Below are 15,180 nucleotides of genomic sequence, written 5' to 3'. Positions count from 1 at the left end.
GATCACTGTACGGTTCCGGACCCGGTGCTCCCGGGCGCGCGCAGCCGGAACCGCTGGAGCTTCCCGGTGGCCGTGCGCGGCAGCGCGTCCAGGAACACCACCTCGCGCGGGCACTTGTACGGCACCAGCTCCGCCTTCACGAACTCCCTCAAGGCATCCGCGTCCTGCCGCGCCCCCGCCCGCAGCACCACGTACGCCACCGCGATCTGCCCGCGCGAGGCGTCGGGTCTGCCCACGACGGCCGCCTCCGTCACATCGGGGTGGCGCAGCAGCGCGTCCTCGACCTCGGGGCCCGCGATGTTGTACCCGGCGGAGATGATCATGTCGTCGGCGCGGGCCACGTACCGGAAGTAGCCGTCGGGCTCACGCACGTACGTGTCGCCCGTGATGTTCCAGCCGTGCCGCACGTACACGCTCTGCCGCGGGTCGGCGAGATACCGGCAGCCGACCGGCCCGCGCACGGCGAGCAGCCCCGGCTCCCCGTCCGGCAGACTCCGGCCCGCCTCGTCGACCACGCGCGCCTCCCACCCCGGCACCGGCACCCCGGTCGTGCCGGGCCGGACGGCCGCGTCGGCGGCCGAGATGAAGATGTGCAGGAGTTCGGTGGCGCCGATGCCGTTGATGATCCGCAGCCCCGTCGCCTCCTGCCAGGCGTGCCAGGTGGCGGCGGGCAGATTCTCCCCGGCCGAGACGCAGCGACGCAGCGAGGTGAGGTCGTACGAGGACCAGGATGGATCGGCGAGCATGGCCCGGTAGGCCGTCGGCGCGGTGAAGAGCACCGACACCCGGTGCTCGGGCACGGCGCTCAACAGCCGCGCCGGACCCGCCTGTTCGAGGAGCAGGGCCGAGGCCCCGGCCCGCAGCGGGAAGATCACGAGCCCGCCGAGCCCGAAGGTGAAGCCGAGCGGCGGGCTGCCCGCGAAGACGTCGTCCGGGGTGGGCGCGAGGACGTGCTGGGAGAAGGTGTCGGCGATCGCGAGCACGTCCCGGTGGAAATGCAGACACCCTTTGGGCCGCCCGGTCGTACCGGAGGTGAAGGCGATCAGCGCGACATCGTCGGCGGAGGTGCGCACGGCCTCGTACGCGGACGGTTTCGTGGCGCCGCGGCGCAGCAGGTCGTCGGGCCCGTCCCCGCCGAACGTCGTGATCCGCAGCCCCGCAACCTCCGCCTTCACCAGATCGTCGACGGACCGCGCGTCGCACAGCGCGTGCCGGACCTGTGCGATCTCGCACATCGTGGCCAGCTCGGCCGCCCGCGCCTGCGCGAGCACCGTCACCGCGACGCCGCCCGCCTTCATCACGGCGAGCCAACAGGCCGCGAGGTGCGGGGTGGTGGGGCCGCGCAGCAGGACGCGGTTGCCGGGGACGACGCCCAGATCGTCGGTGAGCACGTGCGCGATGCGGTCGACGGTCGCCTTCAACTCGCCGTACGACCAGGGGAGTCGGCCGGGGGAGTGGAAGGCCGGACGGTCCGCGCCGAACCGCTCCACGGTCGCGTCGAGCAGCTCGGCGCCGCAGTTCAGGACATCGGGATAGCGCAGCTCGGGCCGGTCGAGGAGGAGGCCCGGCCACTGCTCGGGGGGCGGCAGCTGGTCGCGCGCGAAGGTGTCGACGTGCCCCGAGGGGAGAAGTGAGCCGGGCGGATGGGTCATGGCCGGGTGCCCCCTTGCCGTCGCGTGGTCCCACCGTAGCGTGATGGTGACGACAGTCAACGGTGCGCGATACGGTGGATGCATGGGCAACTTCTCGCTCGACCCCGGTCAGCGGGCCCGGCGCGCAGAGGTGCGCGACCTCGCCCGGCGGCACCTGGCGCCCCTCGCGGAGAAGGGCGAACCGGGCCGCGTCAACCGCCCCCTCGTCGCCGAGCTGGGCCGACTCGGCCTGCTGGACCGGCTGTTCACGTCCGGGGCGCTCGATCTGTGCCTGATGCGCGAATCGCTGGCCCAGGTCTCCACGGAGGCGGAAACGGCCCTGGCCCTCCAGGGCCTCGGCGCCCACCCGGTCCACGCCCACGGAACCGAAGTCCAGCGCACCCGCTGGCTCCCGGAGGTCCGCGCGGGCCGAGCGGTGGCGGCCTTCGCCCTGAGCGAGCCGGGAGCGGGCTCGGACGCGGCGGCCCTGGCTCTACAGGCGACAGAAGAGGCGCCCCGTGAGGGGCCCGGGGCTGTATCGATCAGCGGCTCCGCCGCGGGGCGCGACCGGCCACGACGGGACCCGCACCCGACCGCCCGTCGGAAGTGGCTGCTCAACGGCGAGAAGACCTGGATCTCGAACGCCCCGGAAGCCGACTTCTACACCGTCTTCGCCCGCACCGGAGACCCGGGAACCCGCGCCGGAGGCGTCACCGCGTTCCTGGTCCCCGCCGACCGCCCCGGCCTGACCGGCACCCCCCTGGACATGCTCTCCCCCCACCCCATCGGCACCCTCGCCTTCGACGACGTCCCGGTCACCACCGACGACGTGCTCGGAGAACCGGGCGCCGGCTTCCGCGTGGCCATGAACACCCTCAACCTCTTCCGTCCCAGCGTCGGCGCGTTCGCCGTCGGCATGGCCCAGGCCGCACTCGACGCGACCCTCGCGCACACCGCCCGCCGCGAGGCGTTCGGCGGCCCGCTGAAAGACCTCCAGACCGTGGCCCACCAGGTCGCCGACATGGCCCTGCGCGTCGAGTCCGCCCGCCTGATGGTGTACGCGGCGGCCTCCGCGTACGACGAAGGCGCCGACGGCGTACCGCGCAGGGCCGCGATGGCCAAACTCCTCGCCACCGAGACCGCCCAGCACGTCGTCGACACGGCCGTCCAGCTGCACGGAGCGCGAGCCCTGCGCCGCGGCCACCTCCTGGAGCACCTGTACCGGGAGGTGCGCGCGCCCCGGATCTACGAGGGCGCCTCGGAGGTCCAACGCGCCATCATCGCCCGTGAGTTGTACAAGGAGGAAACGCGATGAGCCGTGAGCCGAACCGGGTGAACCCGCCCGAGCTCTCCCCGCCCACCGGCTTCTCGCACGCCGTCGTCGCCTCGGGCGGCCGCCTCGTCCTGCTCGCCGGGCAGACGGCCCTGGACACGGACGGCAAGATCGTGGGGGAGGACCTGCCGGCCCAGTTCACCCGCGCCCTCACCAACCTGCTCACCGCGCTGCGCCACGCGGGCGGCGCCCCCGCGGATCTCGCCCGCGTCACCGTGTACGCGACGGACGTGGCCGACTACCGCGCGCACGCCCGCGAACTCGGCGCCATCTGGCAGAAGTTGGCGGGCCGTGACTACCCGGCGATGGCGGTGATCGGTGTCACCCGGCTCTGGGACGAGGAGGCCCTGGTGGAACTGGACGGCACCGCGGTCCTCCCCTGACGGCACGCCTCAGAGAGCCTGCGGAACCCGGAACCGCCGCCGGTACTCCGTCGGCGTCGTGCCGACCCGCCGCCGGAACGCCCGGACCAGCGTGTCCACCGTCCCGAACCCGCAGGCGGACGCGACCCGTTCGAGCGTGGCGTCCGACGACTCCAGCTCGTGCCGGGCCTTCTCCACCCGCACCGACTCGATGTACGCGTGCGGGGTCGTGCCCAGCTCCGTCTTGAACAGCCGGGTCAGATGCCGGTCGCTGACATGCGCGTACGCGGCGAGGTCGGCGACCGTCAGAGGCTCGGAGACATGGCGCAGGATGTGGTGGCGCAGATCCTCGATGCGCCGCGTGGTGGAGACCTGCTCCAGCGGCACGCTGAACTGGCTCTGCCCGCTGGGGCGTTTGAGGTACATGACGAGCTGGCGGGCGACGCGCAGGGCGACCGCCTCGCCGAGGTCGTCGGCGATCAGCGCGAGGGACAGATCGAGGCAGGCGCTGATCCCCGCGCCGGTCCACACATTGCCCTCGCGGATGAAGATCGGATCGGCGTCGACCTCCACCGCCGGGTGATCGGCGGCCAGTTGGGGCGCCGTCGACCAGTGCGTGGTGGCCCGCTTGCCGTCGAGCAGCCCCGCCGCGGCCAGCAGATGCGCGCCCACGCACACCGAGGTGACCCGGTGCGTCCGCGCGGCGAGCACCTTCACCCAGTCGACCAGCTCCGGATCGACGAGGGGCCGCACCCGGCGTTCGGCGTCGATCTCCACGGCGCCGGGCACGATGAGCGTGTCGACGGCGCCGGCCGCGACCTCGGCGAAGGTGCGGTCCGGCAGGACGCGGACCCCCGCGCTGGTGGTGACCGGGTCCAGGGTCCGGGCGGCGAGCACCACCTCGTACCCCGCGGCCTCGTCGGTCTCGCGCAGGGCGAGCGAGAACACCTCCGGGGGACCGGTGACGTCGAGCAGGTCGACCCCCTCGAAGAGCACGACGACGATCAGCCGCCCGGCCGCTTCCGCCACAGTTCCTCCCGCGTCCCGGATCCGCATGCCGGCCTCGGCATGTCGGTATCTGCATGTTAGACGCCGTTGTGGACACGCGGGGCTGTGCCGCAGCCGGGGCAGTCCTCGCAGCCCGCGCAGTCCCCGGTCCGCGAAGCGCGGTAGAAAGGGGACATGGGTGAGATGGAGGCCCCCGGCGGGGACCTGGGTGATGTCGACGCGGTGACGCGTGCGGTGCTGACGGCCTCCCGGCTGCTCGTCGCGGTCTCCGCCCGGTCCCTGGCCGAGGTGGAGGACCGCGTGACGCTGCCGCAGTTCCGCATGCTGGTGGTGCTCTCGACCCGCGGCGCCACGAAGCTCGTCGCGCTCGCCGACCTGCTGCAGGTGGCGCCGTCGACGGCGATGCGGATGGTCGACCGGCTGATCGCGGCCGGGCTGGCGGACCGGCAGGCCAACCCGGACAATCGGCGCGAGACCCTGCTGACGCTCACCGACGAGGGCCGGCTGACGGTGGAGAACGTCACGATGCGGCGCCGCCAGGAGATCGCCGCGATCGTCGCCCGCATGGCGCCCGCGCAGCGCATCGGTCTGGTCGAGGCGCTGGACGCGTTCAACGAGGCGGGCGGTGAGCCCGGGGTCCCCGACCTGCCGGACGCCGAACTGCATCCGCTGGGCTGGTCCGACGCCCGGTCGGGGCACGGCGTCTGACCGGCCCGGGGCTCGCGCTCATCCCCGTACGGGAACCGGTTCGGGTGTGCTCGCCGTCGCCGGGCCGTGCAGCGCGCGCAGCGCTCCCTGGTGGGTCAGCCAGCCGACCGGTGCACCGTCGTCGGGGTCCAGGACCGGCAGGCCGGTGCCCGTCGCGGACAGCAGGGTGTGCAGTGCCGTGGCGAGTCGCTGGTCCACGGTGACTCGGGGTACGGACTCGGCCAGATCGCCCGCGCGGGCCGGCGCGCCGTCGGGCTGTTCGGCGAGGGCCTCCGCGACGGCGCGGGCGGTGACGATGCCCACGTACGCGTGCGCGAGGTCGTGGACGGGCAGCGCGCCGTGCCCGGAGCGGCTCAACAGCTCCGCCGCCTCGGTGAGTTCCGTGGTGTCCGGCAGCGACGCGGGCAGCGGTTCCATGACGGCGGAGACCGGCTGGCTGCCCAGGCGGGCGCCCGGAGCGGGCCCGGTCAGGTCGATGCCGCGGCGGCGCAGCTTCAGGGTGTAGATCGTGTCCCGGGACACGAGGCGGCTGACGGCGGTGGCGAGCACGATCGCCAGCATGAGCGGCAGGATGATCGAGTACTCGCCGGTCAGCTCGAAGAGGATCACCACCGCGGTGAGCGGCGCCCGCGCGGCCCCCGCGAACACCGCGCCCATGCCGACGAGCGCGTACGCCCCCACGGCACCCGCCGAGCCGGGCAGCAGCCCGTGCGCGACGGCCCCGAACGCGGCACCCAGCATCGCCCCGATGAACAGACTCGGCGCGAACACCCCGCCCGAGCCGCCGATCCCGATGGTCAGACTCGTGGCGATCATCTTGCCGACGAGCAGGACCAGCAGGAACCCGACCGCGTACGTGCCCTCCGTGGCGTTCTCCAGGACCGGGTACCCCACGCCGTACATCTGCGGAAGGGCCAGCAGGACCAGGCCGAGCGCGAGCCCGCCCACCGCCGGGCGCAGCCACTCCGGACCGCGCCAGAGCCAGTCGCAGGCGTCCTCGATCGCGTACAGGACACGCGAGAAGACCACCCCGACCAGCCCGGCGACGACGCCGAGCAGCGCGAACAGCCCGTACTGGGCCAGGTGGTCGACGTGGAAGGCGGGCAGGCTGAGGAAGGCGACGTCGCCGAACGCGGCGCGGCCGATGACGCTCGCCGTGACGCTGGCGAGCACCGCAGCCCCGAACGCCTCGATGCTGAACGCGGCCAGGATCAGCTCCAGCGCGAAGATCACACCCGCCAGCGGGGCGTTGAAGGTCGCCGCGATGCCTCCGGCCGCACCGCACGCCACCAGGAGCTTCAGCCGGTCCTCCGACAGCCTGCCGAGGCGGCCGAGCGTGGAACCCAGCGCGGAGCCGATCTGCACGATCGGCCCCTCGCGCCCCACCGAGCCGCCCGAGCCGATCGTCAGCGCCGAGGCGAGGGTCTTGACCACCGCGACCTTGGGGCTGATCCGGCCGCCGCGCTGGGCGACGGCGAGCATCACCTCGGGCACGCCGTGACCGCGCGCCTCCTTCGCGAACCGGTTGACCAGCGGCCCGTACAGCAGGCCGCCCACGACCGGCGCGACCAGCACGAAGAACGGGCCCAGCCACGGCACGTGCGGATTGCCGCTGCCGGGCGCCGCCGCGTAGTCGGCGTGCCCCGAGAACCACCGGGTGAACGTCTGGATGCACCAGCGGAAGACGATCGAGCCGACGCCCGCTCCCGCCCCCACCAGAACGGCCATCACCATCATCGAACCCTGGCCGCCGCGCACCGGGCCTCCGGTGCGCCCGGCGGTATGTGTTCCGCTCACTTCTTCCCCTTCCTCACTTTTGCATTATGCAAAATGTGTCAAGGGCGCAGCGAAGCGGCCCGACCGCGCACGCGCGGTCGGGCCGCCGATCCGGTGTCAGGGAGGGGTCAGGGGCAGGTGACGAGGACGACGGAGACGGCGTGGCAGGTGACGGACGCCGTGTCGTTGGCCGGGCCGGGATCGCTCGGCGCGGAGGCGGTGCGCTGACCGGTGACCTTGACCGGGCCGAGCGTCAGCAGGCTGACCGGGACCCGGAACGTCTTGTTCACGCTCGCACCGTCGGCGATGGCACCGTACGCGCAGGTGACCGTGGTGCCGGAGGCGGTGCACCCCGAGGCGAGGTTGGTGGCCCTCGTCCCCGCGGGGATCTTCGCGGTGAGCGTCGCCGAACTGACCTCCTGGGGACCGGTGTTGTGCGCGGTGAGGGTGTACGAGAGGTACGGCACCAGGATGTTCAGGTGCGGCTGGGCGGTGAGCCGGACGTCGATGTCCGCCCGCGCCGGAGACGGCGCGCCGGCGAAGGCGATGCCGTACGACCCGTCGAATCCCCCTACCGTGGCGGTGACTTGATGCGTACCGGTGTCGATCGCCGAGACGGTGCCGTCGTTCACGTTCGTGGCGTAGACGGCCGTGCCGGACGGGGCGACCGCGACACGGACGGGGCCGTCGCCGACGGGCACGGTCGCCGTCACGGCCGCGCTCGCCGTGTCGATCACCTTCACGTCGTCGCTGCCCCGGTCGGCGACGTAGGCCCGCGTGCCCGACGCGTCGAACGCGACGCCGTTCGGGGCGCCGCCGACCGCGATGGTGGAGCTGACGGTGTCCGTCGCGGTGTCGATGACCGAGACGGTGTTCGCGCCACTGTTGGCGACGTAGACGACGCTCCCCGAGGGGCTGACCGCCACACCTGCGGGGGACGACCCGACCGGGACGGTGGCGGTCACCGTGTCGGTCGCGGTGTCGATGACCGACACCGAGGCGCCGTCGCTGTTGGCGACGTACGCGGTGGCACCCGACGGGGTGATCGCCACGCCGTTGGGCCCGTTCCCGACCGTGATGGTGGAGCTGACCGTGTCGGTCGCGGTGTCGATGACCGAGACCGTGGTCCCGCCGCTGTTCGCGACGTAGGCGGAAGCACCGGACGGGGTGACGGCCACGCCGAGCGGATTGCTGCCGACGGCGACGGTCGCCCCGACCGTGTCGTTGTCCGTGTCGACCACCGAGACGGTGCCCTCGTCGAAGTTGGTCACATAGGCGTGCGCGTCGGCCTGGCTGACCGCCACCCCGACGGGACTGTTGCCGACGGCGATGCTCCCGGTGACGGTGTTCGTGCTCGTGTCGACCACCGAGAGGGAGTCGCCGTAGAAATTGGCCACGTACGCCGTCGTGCCCGTCGCGGCCCCGGGAAGCACGGCGACGCCGGTCAGCGCCAGCGTCCCGCCGACGGCGAGAGAGACCATCCGCCGCGAGGAGCCGGCGGACCTGGAGAGCGTGGCGGGTCTGAAGAGTGCACGGAGCAAGGAAGTTCCCCCTTCATCCTGTCCGCGCCCCGACAGCGGGGCCGGACGACGTCCCGGAATCATCCCGCCCACTCAACAACTCAGGCGTCAAATCTTCACTGTTGTCCGAATACGGCCGAACTCGCATGCAAGGGTGAGGCATGACGACAGAACGATTCGATGTCACCCGGCAGATCGCCGCCTCCCCGTCCACCGTCTTCGAGGTGCTGCGCTCCCCTCAGGGACACGTCGGTATCGACAGCTCGGGGATGCTGCAGTCGGCGGAGGGCGATCCCGTGAGCGCGGTGGGGGACGAGTTCGTCGTCCACATGGACCGCGAGGCGCTCGGCGATCTCCCCATGGGGCGGTACGACGTGACCGTCATCATCACGCGGTACGAGCAGGACGCGCTCCTGGAATGGACGATCTCCGGCACCGTCCAGCCGCCCATCAGGCACCTCTACGGATACCGCCTCGAACCCCGCGACGGCGGCACCCTCGTCACGTCCTACTACGACTGGAGCCAGATCGACGAGAGGTACCGCGAGGCGGGGATCTTCCCGATCATTCCGGAGGCGGGTCTGCGCGCCACGCTCGGCATTCTCGCCCGCACCGTCGAAAAGGCCGGGACCCCGTCGTGAGGGGCCCCGGCCCGACTCCGTCTCTGTGACGGCATCCCGCGAGGGGGCTCAGATGTCCCGGAACGTCTCGATCTGCGCCCCCACCGAGTTCAGCCGCTCGGCCAGCTCCTCGTAACCGCGGTTGATCACATACACGTTGCGCAGGACCGAGGTGCCCTCCGCCGCCATCATCGCCAGCAGGACGACCACCGCGGGGCGCAGGGCCGGCGGGCACATCATCTCCGCCGCGCGCCAGCGCGTCGGGCCCTCCACCAGGACCCGGTGCGGGTCGAGGAGCTGGAGGCTGCCGCCCAGGCGGTTGAGGTCCGTCAGGTAGATCGCGCGGTTGTCGTAGACCCAGTCGTGGATGAGGGTCTTGCCCTGGGCCGAGGCCGCGATCGCCGCGAAGAACGGGACGTTGTCGATGTTCAGGCCCGGGAACGGCATCGGGTGGATCTTGTCGATCGGCGCCTCCAGCTTGGAGGGGCGGACCGTGAGGTCGACCAGGCGGGTGCGGCCGTTGTCCGCGACGTACTCCGCGGAGCGGTCGTGGTCGAGGCCCATCTCCTCCAGGACCGCGAGCTCGATCTCCAGGAACTCGATCGGGACGCGGCACACGGTCAGTTCGGACTCCGTGACGACCGCGGCGGCCAGCAGGCTCATCGCCTCGACCGGGTCCTCGGACGGCGAGTAGTCGACGTCCACGTCGATCTTCGGTACGCCGTGCACGGTCAGCGTCGTGGTGCCGATGCCCTCGACCTTGACGCCCAGGGCCTCCAGGAAGAAGCACAGGTCCTGGACCATGTAGTTCGACGACGCGTTGCGGATGACCGTACGGCCGTCGTGGCGGGCCGCAGCGAGCAGCGCGTTCTCCGTCACGGTGTCGCCGCGCTCGGTCAGCACGATCGGGCGGTCCGGGGACACGTCCTTCGCCACCTGGGCGTGGTAGAGCCCCTCGGTCGCCGCGATGTCGAGGCCGAACCGGCGCAGCGCGATCATGTGCGGCTCGATCGTGCGGGTGCCGAGGTCGCATCCGCCCGCGTACGGCAGCTTGAAGCGGTCCATGCGGTGCAGCAGCGGGCCCAGGAACATGATGATCGAGCGCGTGCGGCGGGCCGCCGTCTCGTCGATGGCCGCCATGTCGAGGTCGGCCGGCGGCACGATCTCCAGGTCGACGCCGTCGTTGATCCAACGGGTGCGCACGCCGATGGAGTTGAGGACTTCGAGGAGCCGGTAGACCTCCTCGATCCGGGCCACGCGGCGCAGCACCGTGCGCCCGTCGTTCAGCAGCGACGCGCACAGCAGCGCCACGCACGCGTTCTTGCTCGTCTTGACGTCGATCGAGCCCGAGAGACGCCGCCCGCCGACGACGCGCAGATGCATCGGGCCCGCGTAACCGAGGGACACGATCTCGCTGTCGAGGGCCTCGCCGATCCGGGCGATCATCTCAAGGCTGATGTTCTGGTTCCCGCGCTCGATCCGGTTGACGGCGCTCTGGCTGGTGCCGAGCGCCTCGGCGAGCTGCGTCTGCGTCCAGCCCCGGTGCTGGCGGGCGTCGCGGATGAGCTTGCCGATGCGTACGAGGTAGTCGTCTGCCATGAGGTGAACGTTATCTCAGATATGAGATGACGCATTTCGGGGGGTCCATCGGAGTGACGTCGCGTCAGTGGCCCTTGCGCTTGGTGGTCGTCTTGCGCCAGCCGAACGGGCCGGGCAGATCCATGGAGGTCGTACGGCGGCCCGTGCTGCTGTGAGTGTGCTTCGGTCCGTGCGAGCCGCCCCCGGTCGTGATCGACCAGGACTTGCGGTTGATGTTGAGCCGCACTCCGGGGAGGATGCGGAAACTCTTGCGGAATGTGAGGGGCATGGACTTGTCTCCTTCCGGCTGGTGCCGACCGGATACCCGCCCGATGCCCGATCAGACGTCAGCCGAGGGGGAACACCGCGCCCGGCGCCGCGTACGCCACCGGACCCCCGAACGTCGAGGCCGCACGCGTCACCGCGTCCCCCGGAGTGATCCCGCGCCCCACGTGCGTCACGATCAACCGTTCGGCGCCGGCCGCGGCAGCGGTCTCCCCGGCATCCTCCGGGCCGTGATGCACCCCGTCCGCCGAGTCGCCGTCCGCCTCGCACAACAGGGTCCCGCACCCGGTCGCCAGGTCGGTCAGGGCGGCGCAGGGCGCGCTGTCGCCCGAGTAGACGAGTGAGTGTCCCCGGTGCTCGACGCGCAGGCCGAACGCGGGCATCCCGTGCGCCACTTCGCGCGCGACCAGGTCGAGGGCGCCGACCCGGGCGCCGTGCCCGTCGATCAGCTCCCGTATGTCGAAGGCGTCCTCGACGGGGCTGCGCCGGTCGCCGGTGGTGAGGAAGTCGGCGAGCCGGTCGGCGATCCCCGGCGGCCCGTACAGCGGGAGCGGCCGCTCGCGGCGGATGTCCGCGTACAGCAGCCCGTAATACGCGGTGAGCAGGTCGGCGCTGTGGTCGGCGTGCTGATGGGAGATCCACACCGCGTCGATCTCGTCGAGCCGCGCGTACCGCTGCAACGCCCCGAGCGTCCCGCTGCCCGCGTCCACCCAGAGTCTGGCCCCGCCGCCCTCGACGAGATACCCGGAGCACGGATTCCCCGCTTCCGGGTACGGGGTGGCGCTGCCGAGAACGGTGAGACGGAGGTCACTGGCCATTGCGGGACGCTATCGGACCGGGGGCGTGGCCAGCACGGAGGGGCACGTCCGCCGAGGAGACAGGCCCTAGCTGCGCTCGTACGTCCCCGTCAGCCGCCCCCGCCCGAGCAGCGGCCCCGTGACCGACGCCAGCAGCGCCCGTGGCCGGGCCCCGAGCGCCGACTCGTCGAGCGGTGCGGACAGCGCGTACAGCATGAAGACGTACCGGTGCGGACCGTGCCCCTTGATCGGGCCCGGGCCGTGGTACCCCCGCCCGATGCTCGCGCGCAGCGGCCGTACGCCCGGCCCCGGTCGCTCGGCGTCGAGCGCGCCGGGCTTTAGCTCGGTGCAGGACGGGTCGAGCAGGGCGACGCAGTGGGTGAGGGGCCGGGGCGTGGGGACGTCGAGGTCCTCCATGACGAGCAGCAGCCCGGCCGTTCCGGCGGGCGGGGCGGTCCAGGTCAGGTGCGGGGAGACGTTCTCACCGCCGACGTTCTTCGCCGCATGCCGGGCCGGCAGAGGCGCGCCGTCGGTGAAGTCCCGGCTGGTCAGGGTCAGATTGTCCGGCGCCTGGAGGCCGGGCCGGTGCCAGGCGGAGTCCGCCTCGTCCGCCTTGCGGTTCTTCAGGAGCGTGCCGAGCAGGGTCATCGGGTCGCCTCCACCATCGCGATGATCTCGTCCGTGGTGGCGGTCTCGCCCAGCTTGGGGAAGACGCGCCGCACGCTGTGCTCGTGGATGACGGCGTCCGGGTCGTCCATCGCGTCGGTGGCGAGCACGACGTGGTAGCCGTGGTCGACGGCCGAGCGCGCGGTCGACTCCACGCCCGAACCGGTCGAGACCCCGGTCAGCACGACCTGGGTGACCCCGTGGTCGCGCAGCAGGGTGTCGAGCCCGGTGTCGTGGAACGCGCTGCGCCGCCGCTTGGTGACGCGCAGATCGCCCGGCTGCGCGCCGAGTTCGTCGACCAGGTCGGCGAAACCGTCGGGCAGGACCGCGCCGGGCCGGACTCCCCGCGCCGCCTCGGTACGGCCGGGCGCGACAGCGTTGACGTTGACGAGGATCACCGGCAGGCCGTGCCGCCGGAACGCGTCGGCCAGCCGGGCCGACCGCTCCACGACGGGGTCGAACGGAGATCCGGCCGGGGCGATGCCCTGCTGGAGGTCGATCACGACCAGCGCGGGGGTGGGGTCGACGGTGCTGAGTGCCATGGTGCTGATTACTCCTGGGGATGGGAGGACGCCGGGGCCGGCGTCCTGGGGGAGGAGGTGCCGGACGCCGTTCGTGCGCGGACCCGGCCCGGCCCGCGCAGCAGCGAGGCCAGCGCGGCGAGCAGGGCGAGAACCGTGCCGAACGCGAAGACGACGACCAGGCCCGAGTGGAAGGGCCCGGAGATCAGGTGCGGGAAGAACTCGCCGCCGGTCAGCGTCTGCTGCTGCGCCGGGGAGAGGTGGTGCAGGGCGCCGCTGGGCTTGAGCAGGTTCTCCACCGGGTTGACGCCCAGCTGGGCGGCGAACAGGGAGGCCACGGGCGGCAGTTCACCGACCTGCGCGGCCACGTGCGCGGAGACGCCCTGCTGCTGGAGGCCCGTGGTGAGGGTCTGCGGGAGGCTGTTGGCCAGCCCCGCGATCATCAGCGAGAAGAACACGCCGATCGACACGGCGGTGCCGGAGTTCTGGAAGGTGGCGCGCATCCCGGAGGCGACGCCGCGCAGTTCGGCCGGGACACTGCCCATGATGGAGGAGGAGTTGGGGGAGGCGAACATGCCGCTCGCTATCCCGTTGAGCGCGATGAGCAGCGCGAAGATCCAGTAGCTGAAGTCGATGGGCAGTGCCATCAGGCCGAGGAAGCTGGCGCCGAAGAGCAGCGCGCCGCTCGTGGCCAGGCCCCGCGAGCCGAACCGGTCCGACAGATACCCGGAGACCGGGCCCGCCGCGAGGAACCCCGCGGTCAGCGGCAGCATGAAGATGCCCGCCCACAGGGGAGTGGCGTCGTAGTCGTAGCCGTGCAGCGGGAGCCAGATGCCCTGGAGCCAGATGATCAGCACGAACTGGAGTCCGCCGCGCCCGATGGAGATGGCGAGGCCCGCCAGATTGCCGAAGGTGAAGGCGCGGTTGCGGAACAGCCCCGGCTGGATCATCGGCGCGTCGATCCGCCGCTCGATGACCACGAAGGCGACGAGCAGCGCGATCCCGCCCAGGAGAAGCGCCTGGACCAGCGGGTTCGTCCAGCCCATGGTGTGACCGCCGTAGGGCTGGAGGCCGAAGGTGATGCCGATCAGCGCGGCGCTCAGCCCGACGCCGAAGGTGATGTTGCCCCACCAGTCGATCCGGCCGCCGCCGTGCCGCCCGGTCTCGCGCAGGGTGCGGTACGCCCACACGGTGAAGAAGAGCCCGACGGGCACGTTCACCCAGAACACCGCGCGCCAGTCCCAGGCCGCGAGCAGCCCGCCGAGGACCAGCCCGATGAACATGCCCGCGAGGGCGGCCACCTGGTTGATGCCGAGCGCGAAGCCGCGCCGCTCCTCGGGGAAGGCGTCGGTGAGGATCGCCGCCGAGTTCGCCGTCAGCATCGACCCGCCGACGGCTTGGAGCACCCGCCAGCCGATCAGCCACACCGCGCCCCGGCCGCCGTCGAACGGGTCGAAGGAGAGCAGGATCGAGGCGAAGGTGAAGACCGCGAATCCGCTGTTGTAGATCCGCACCCGCCCGTACATGTCGCCGAGCCGGCCCACCGTGACCACCAGGACGGCCTGGACCAGCCGGTAGCCCATGATCATCCACAGCAGATAGGCGATGTTGCCCGGCGCCAGCGGGTCCAGATGGATGCCGCGGAAGATCGCCGGGAGGGCGATCAGGACGATGGAGCCGTCCAGCGCGGACATGAAGACCGCGGCGGTCGTATTGGTCAGTGCCGTCCACTTGTACCGCTCGTCGGGGACGCGCCCGGCTATGAGCGTCCCTCCGGATTTCGCCATCAGCCTGCTTTCCGTCAGGAGGATCAGGGCCTTCAGAGCCGCTCGGCCAGCCGCTCGACCAGCGGCGCCACGGCCTGGAGCTGAGCCAGCTCGGCCGCACTGAAGGCGTCGGAGCCGAGCACCCGCCCGAGCATCTCGACCCGCTCGTTGCGCTTGTCCGCGAGCGCCCGGCGCCCGGCCTCCGTCACGGAGAGGACCATCCGGCGGCCGTCCTCCGGGTCCCGGCTGCGCTCGACGAGGCCGCGCTCGCGCAGCACGCCGAGCGTCGCGCCCATGGCCTGCGCGGTGATCTGCACCTCGCGGGCGAGCGCCGACGAGGTGGTGGGGCCCAGCCGCTCCAGCCGGGACAGCGCGGTGCGCTGCGGCATCGTCAGCCCGCTCTCGACAGGCACCTGGCGCACGCGCCGCACCAGCACGCTGACGCTCGCGAGGAGGGCGGAGGCGACCGCCTCGGGGTCCGGCTCTTGGTTCATACACTAAGGCTAATTGATAAGGCTGCCTTAGTAAATCGACGGAGGTCGGTACTTTCAGCACTGGTGGAGCCCTGAACCCCGTACGACGATGGAGAGGTCGTACGTGGGTACGCGC

The 15,180-nt window shown here is 72.0% G+C and carries 15 protein-coding genes; 4 read left to right on the top strand and 11 right to left on the bottom strand.

Annotated features, from left to right (window positions below; genetic code table 11):
- Nucleotides 1-2: 2 nt before the first annotated feature.
- Nucleotides 3-1,652, bottom strand: coding sequence for an AMP-binding protein (locus K377_RS07830; RefSeq protein WP_111662447.1), 1,650 nt, complete (start codon nucleotides 1,650-1,652; stop codon nucleotides 3-5).
- A gap of 82 nt (nucleotides 1,653-1,734) precedes the next feature.
- On the opposite strand from K377_RS07830, the gene K377_RS07825 reads away from it, so the two are divergent.
- Nucleotides 1,735-2,946 carry an acyl-CoA dehydrogenase family protein gene (locus tag K377_RS07825; protein WP_111662446.1) on the top strand — a complete coding sequence of 404 codons (1,212 nt, stop codon included), beginning with the start codon at nucleotides 1,735-1,737 and terminating at the stop codon, nucleotides 2,944-2,946.
- Nucleotides 2,943-3,347 carry a RidA family protein gene (locus K377_RS07820; RefSeq protein WP_111662445.1) on the top strand — a complete coding sequence of 135 codons (405 nt, stop codon included), beginning with the start codon at nucleotides 2,943-2,945 and terminating at the stop codon, nucleotides 3,345-3,347. Before K377_RS07825 ends, K377_RS07820 begins: the two co-directional genes overlap by 4 nt.
- A gap of 9 nt (nucleotides 3,348-3,356) precedes the next feature.
- On the opposite strand, the gene K377_RS07815 is transcribed toward K377_RS07820, so the two are convergent.
- Nucleotides 3,357-4,355 carry a GlxA family transcriptional regulator gene (locus tag K377_RS07815; RefSeq protein ID WP_258394992.1) on the bottom strand — a complete coding sequence of 333 codons (999 nt, stop codon included), beginning with the start codon at nucleotides 4,353-4,355 and terminating at the stop codon, nucleotides 3,357-3,359.
- 153 nt (nucleotides 4,356-4,508) lie between these two features.
- On the opposite strand from K377_RS07815, the gene K377_RS07810 reads away from it, so the two are divergent.
- Nucleotides 4,509-5,042, top strand: coding sequence for a MarR family winged helix-turn-helix transcriptional regulator (locus tag K377_RS07810; RefSeq protein WP_111662443.1), 534 nt, complete (start codon nucleotides 4,509-4,511; stop codon nucleotides 5,040-5,042).
- Between the two features lie 18 nt (nucleotides 5,043-5,060).
- Here K377_RS07810 and K377_RS07805 read toward each other — a convergent pair whose 3' ends face one another.
- Nucleotides 5,061-6,776, bottom strand: coding sequence for a chloride channel protein (locus tag K377_RS07805; protein ID WP_111662670.1), 1,716 nt, complete (start codon nucleotides 6,774-6,776; stop codon nucleotides 5,061-5,063).
- 170 nt (nucleotides 6,777-6,946) lie between these two features.
- Entirely contained in the window at nucleotides 6,947-8,359 is a 1,413-nt protein-coding gene (locus tag K377_RS07800; RefSeq protein WP_237551818.1) for a beta-propeller fold lactonase family protein, read from the bottom strand.
- Nucleotides 8,360-8,499: 140 nt separating this feature from the next.
- On the opposite strand from K377_RS07800, the gene K377_RS07795 reads away from it, so the two are divergent.
- Complete coding sequence (locus K377_RS07795) at nucleotides 8,500-8,979, top strand: SRPBCC family protein (protein WP_111662441.1); 480 nt, start codon at nucleotides 8,500-8,502, stop codon at nucleotides 8,977-8,979.
- Between the two features lie 48 nt (nucleotides 8,980-9,027).
- Here K377_RS07795 and K377_RS07790 read toward each other — a convergent pair whose 3' ends face one another.
- The 7 genes from K377_RS07790 to K377_RS07760 form a co-directional block, all read right to left on the bottom strand.
- Complete coding sequence (locus K377_RS07790; protein WP_111662440.1) at nucleotides 9,028-10,557, bottom strand: UDP-N-acetylglucosamine 1-carboxyvinyltransferase; 1,530 nt, start codon at nucleotides 10,555-10,557, stop codon at nucleotides 9,028-9,030.
- A gap of 64 nt (nucleotides 10,558-10,621) precedes the next feature.
- Nucleotides 10,622-10,825, bottom strand: coding sequence for a DUF4236 domain-containing protein (locus K377_RS07785; RefSeq protein WP_111662439.1), 204 nt, complete (start codon nucleotides 10,823-10,825; stop codon nucleotides 10,622-10,624).
- Between the two features lie 58 nt (nucleotides 10,826-10,883).
- Entirely contained in the window at nucleotides 10,884-11,639 is a 756-nt protein-coding gene (locus K377_RS07780) for an MBL fold metallo-hydrolase (RefSeq protein ID WP_111662438.1), read from the bottom strand.
- Nucleotides 11,640-11,705: 66 nt separating this feature from the next.
- A complete protein-coding gene (locus K377_RS07775) occupies nucleotides 11,706-12,266 on the bottom strand; it encodes a YbhB/YbcL family Raf kinase inhibitor-like protein (RefSeq protein ID WP_111662437.1) in 561 nt (186 codons plus the stop codon).
- Nucleotides 12,263-12,826, bottom strand: coding sequence for an isochorismatase family protein (locus tag K377_RS07770; RefSeq protein WP_111662436.1), 564 nt, complete (start codon nucleotides 12,824-12,826; stop codon nucleotides 12,263-12,265). Before K377_RS07770 ends, K377_RS07775 begins: the two co-directional genes overlap by 4 nt.
- A gap of 8 nt (nucleotides 12,827-12,834) precedes the next feature.
- Nucleotides 12,835-14,592 carry an MFS transporter gene (locus tag K377_RS07765; protein WP_111662435.1) on the bottom strand — a complete coding sequence of 586 codons (1,758 nt, stop codon included), beginning with the start codon at nucleotides 14,590-14,592 and terminating at the stop codon, nucleotides 12,835-12,837.
- 32 nt (nucleotides 14,593-14,624) lie between these two features.
- A complete protein-coding gene (locus K377_RS07760; RefSeq protein ID WP_111662434.1) occupies nucleotides 14,625-15,065 on the bottom strand; it encodes a MarR family winged helix-turn-helix transcriptional regulator in 441 nt (146 codons plus the stop codon).
- Between the last annotated feature and the right edge of the window lie 115 nt (nucleotides 15,066-15,180).

This window comes from Streptomyces sp. PsTaAH-137, assembly GCF_003259365.1.
Taxonomy (GTDB): domain Bacteria; phylum Actinomycetota; class Actinomycetes; order Streptomycetales; family Streptomycetaceae; genus Streptomyces.
Note: the sequence above shows the minus strand (reverse complement) of the source record. Positions and strands in the feature narration are given on the sequence as shown.

What these genes read in the sequence shown, in the direction of transcription:
- K377_RS07830 (WP_111662447.1), bottom strand. Translation starts at nt 1,652, where the DNA reads ATGACCCATCCGCCCGGCTCACTTCTCCCCTCGGGGCACGTCGACACC.
- K377_RS07825 (WP_111662446.1), top strand. Translation starts at nt 1,735, where the DNA reads ATGGGCAACTTCTCGCTCGACCCCGGTCAGCGGGCCCGGCGCGCAGAG.
- K377_RS07820 (WP_111662445.1), top strand. Translation starts at nt 2,943, where the DNA reads ATGAGCCGTGAGCCGAACCGGGTGAACCCGCCCGAGCTCTCCCCGCCC.
- K377_RS07810 (WP_111662443.1), top strand. Translation starts at nt 4,509, where the DNA reads ATGGGTGAGATGGAGGCCCCCGGCGGGGACCTGGGTGATGTCGACGCG.
- K377_RS07805 (WP_111662670.1), bottom strand. Translation starts at nt 6,776, where the DNA reads ATGGTGATGGCCGTTCTGGTGGGGGCGGGAGCGGGCGTCGGCTCGATC.
- K377_RS07795 (WP_111662441.1), top strand. Translation starts at nt 8,500, where the DNA reads ATGACGACAGAACGATTCGATGTCACCCGGCAGATCGCCGCCTCCCCG.
- K377_RS07790 (WP_111662440.1), bottom strand. Translation starts at nt 10,557, where the DNA reads ATGGCAGACGACTACCTCGTACGCATCGGCAAGCTCATCCGCGACGCC.
- K377_RS07785 (WP_111662439.1), bottom strand. Translation starts at nt 10,825, where the DNA reads ATGCCCCTCACATTCCGCAAGAGTTTCCGCATCCTCCCCGGAGTGCGG.
- K377_RS07780 (WP_111662438.1), bottom strand. Translation starts at nt 11,639, where the DNA reads ATGGCCAGTGACCTCCGTCTCACCGTTCTCGGCAGCGCCACCCCGTAC.
- K377_RS07775 (WP_111662437.1), bottom strand. Translation starts at nt 12,266, where the DNA reads ATGACCCTGCTCGGCACGCTCCTGAAGAACCGCAAGGCGGACGAGGCG.
- K377_RS07770 (WP_111662436.1), bottom strand. Translation starts at nt 12,826, where the DNA reads ATGGCACTCAGCACCGTCGACCCCACCCCCGCGCTGGTCGTGATCGAC.
- K377_RS07765 (WP_111662435.1), bottom strand. Translation starts at nt 14,592, where the DNA reads ATGGCGAAATCCGGAGGGACGCTCATAGCCGGGCGCGTCCCCGACGAG.
- K377_RS07760 (WP_111662434.1), bottom strand. Translation starts at nt 15,065, where the DNA reads ATGAACCAAGAGCCGGACCCCGAGGCGGTCGCCTCCGCCCTCCTCGCG.